This window comes from Synechococcus sp. WC101, from assembly GCF_047461555.1.
In the GTDB taxonomy this organism is placed as follows: Bacteria; Cyanobacteriota; Cyanobacteriia; order Thermostichales; family Thermostichaceae; genus Thermostichus.
Window position 1 is genome coordinate 1 of record NZ_JANSHG010000234.1, and the last position, 2,625, is coordinate 2,625.

Consider the following 2,625-nt stretch of genomic DNA (forward strand, 5'->3'; position numbering starts at 1 on the left):
GGGTGGAGCATGCCTTCTTGGGCATCCGCATGATTACCCTCAACCCCGATTTGGTGGAGCGCCTCAACCGGGACCCGGGCCGATCCACCACGCTGACAGTGCAAGAGGGGGTGTTGATCGGGCAGGTAATTCCGGGCTCGCCGGCTGAGCAAGTTGGCCTGCGCGAAGGGGATGTCATTGTCGAGATCGACGGCCAACCTATTCGCGACGCCGAGCAGGTGCAGCAGTTGGTGGATGCCGCCGGCGTGGGCAAGACCCTGACGCTGCGGGTCATCCGCGATGGGCAAGTGCGCATCTTCCAGGTGAAAACGGGGGTGCTGCCCCCAGACTTCTAGGGAGCTTTCCAAGCCCTCAAGTCATTGATCCCCGTAACAGAATGACTCCAGGAGCGGGGGAGAGGGATGGGCATGGCTTGGGCAGTTGGCGAACACTTGCAGGGGGGGCGCTACCGCATCGAGGCTGTTTTGGGGGAAGGGGGCTTCGGCATCACCTACCGGGCTTGGGATAGCGTTCGCGCCGAGCAGGTGGTCATCAAGGTCTTGAGCGACAGCCTCCGCAAGGATCCAGACTATCCTCGCTTCCAGCAAAACTTCATGAACGAGGCGTTGCAACTGGCCCGCTGCCGTCACCCCCACGTGGTGAAGGTGGAGGAGGTCATCTGGGAGCGGGATTGTTGGTGCATTGTGATGGAGTGCGTTCGCGGCCAGACGCTGCACCAGCTTTTGCAGCAAAAGGGGCCGTTGCCCCTGCCAGAGGCTCTGCGCCTGACGCGGGAGGTGGGATCCGCCCTCATGGCCCTGCACGAACAGGGGATCCTGCACCGCGATGTGAAGCCGGCCAACATCCTGGTGCGGGAGGGATCCGGGCAAGCGGTGTTGATCGACTTTGGCCTGGCGCGGGCCTACGCCCAAGGTTTGATCCAGCGCCATACCTCCTACGGCACCGATGGCTACGCCCCCCTGGAGCAGTACGACAGCCTGCGCCGCCGCGGCGCCTTCACCGATGTCTATGCCTTGGCCGCCACCCTCTACACCCTGCTGACGGGGATAGTGCCCTTGTGCGCGCCGGTGCGGGCCACAGGCCGGCAGTTGGATCCCCCCCGCAGCCTTAACCCCAGCATTCCTGAAGAGGTGGAGGCCGCCATCCTCAAAGGGATGGCTCTCCACCCCGAAGAGCGCCCACAAACCATGGCCGAGTGGCTGGCCCTGCTGCCGGCAGAGTCAGCCCTGCAAGAGAAGCAGCCAGCTACCTTTGAGCCTGCCATCCGCACCCAAGAACTGCGGGAACTGGAACAGCTTCTGGCCCAGCAGCAACCCCAAGATGAGCTGGAGCAGCTCCTGGCCAACCACTCTGCGGAAGAGCTGGAGCAAATGGTGGCACCCCCCACCCCTGCCCCAACAAAAGGGGAGGCGGGATCCAGAGCCCTGATTTTCCCTGAGGTTTCTCGAGAGGGATCCCTGCCTGCAACTCTCCCCTGGCCAGACTGGGTGGGAGAAGCGGCGCCTGCCCTGCAAGGGCTGTGGGATAGGCTGCAGGCCGGCCAGTGGGGGGAAGCTGATCGGTGGACGACAGCTTTGATGCTCAAACTCAGTGGGTGCTCCCAGGTAGGCTTTTTCGACCCCAAGGATGTTGAGGCTTTCCCCTGCCCCATGTTGCGGCTCATCGACCAACTCTGGATGCAGGCCAGCCATGGGCACTTTGGCTTTACTGTCCAGAAGCAGCTCTGGCAGGAGTGTGATTCGGAGGGAAGAGGAGGGCTTAGTTCAAGATCCTTCTCAGCTTTGCCCCGCGAAGAGTGCATGGGAGAAAGAGTCGGCTGGTGGGTGCAGGGCCGCTGGCTGGGGTACGAGGAGCTTGAAACCAACCTGGAAGCGCCCAAGGGCCATCTGCCGGTGGGCTTTTTCTGGGGGTACTCAGGAGGCTTGCGCCCAGCACTGCTGGTACTGGATCGGGCGGTACTGAAAAAGCTCAAAGCCTGCCTGTAGAAAAACTCCTCTCCGGGAAGGGGGGTAGGGGCGCGGCTTTTTAACTCTGTTGACGGACTTGAAGATCTCCACCTCAAGCCATCTCCCTGAAATGGGGTTTCTGCAGAGTTTAGGTGCACTTCGCCTAGGCAGATCGAAGCAAACAGTAAACACTCTACGCGCAACAAGCATACTTTATTCACTAAGTAGGTGGGCATCCTCTTGGATAGATTGGTGTCTTTCATCCCCTAAGAGGGGAGTTACTTGGGGGTTTTCGCGAATAGCCAGCCCCAAGTGAATCAATGCAGTCTCAACGGTATTGACCTGCTCTGCCAAGGCTTTCCACCCTCTTGCCTTTACGCCGTAGCGCTTGCCAAAATAATCTCGAGCTGCCGCAAAGGAAGCAAAAGCTCTTTTAAGGGTTGCTGTCGTCCAAGGCTTAGCATTCAGCCGTATCCGAATTCTTTGACTTTGCTGCTGTCGCTCAGCAACCAGTTGTCCTGTCAACTCAAGGAGCTCAGCATAATTGCGACGAGAGGTTGCGATCGCCGTTTCAAGACTCTCGATGAGACCCATGGTTGTTCTCCTGAAGCAACTTCCCTTGGTAAGGCTCCTGCTCATTCTCCTGAAGCAACTTCCCAGAACCGGCAGGGAGTAGGCT

At 59.9% G+C, this 2,625-nt stretch carries 3 protein-coding genes; 2 read left to right on the forward strand and 1 reads right to left on the reverse strand.

The features are described from left to right. Together NW809_RS11850 and NW809_RS11855 are read left to right on the forward strand one after the other, a co-directional pair. Positions 1 to 335, forward strand: a 335-nt coding sequence (locus NW809_RS11850) for a PDZ domain-containing protein (protein WP_414402227.1), incomplete at its 5' end; no start/stop codon positions are given. A 72-nt stretch (positions 336 to 407) separates the two neighbouring features. Beyond that, positions 408 to 1,985, forward strand: coding sequence for a serine/threonine-protein kinase (locus NW809_RS11855; protein ID WP_414402228.1), 1,578 nt, complete (start codon positions 408 to 410; stop codon positions 1,983 to 1,985). A 174-nt stretch (positions 1,986 to 2,159) separates the two neighbouring features. Here NW809_RS11855 and NW809_RS11860 read toward each other — a convergent pair whose 3' ends face one another. Continuing rightward, the gene (locus NW809_RS11860; protein ID WP_414402229.1) at positions 2,160 to 2,540 is read right to left on the reverse strand and encodes a hypothetical protein; all 381 of its coding nucleotides are present in this window, start codon (positions 2,538 to 2,540) and stop codon (positions 2,160 to 2,162) included. Positions 2,541 to 2,625 lie beyond the last annotated feature (85 nt).

Bases quoted from the DNA above. Each gene is read 5' to 3' on its own strand.
- NW809_RS11855 (WP_414402228.1), top strand. From the start codon at position 408: ATGGCTTGGGCAGTTGGCGAACACTTGCAGGGGGGGCGCTACCGCATC.
- NW809_RS11860 (WP_414402229.1), bottom strand. From the start codon at position 2,540: ATGGGTCTCATCGAGAGTCTTGAAACGGCGATCGCAACCTCTCGTCGC.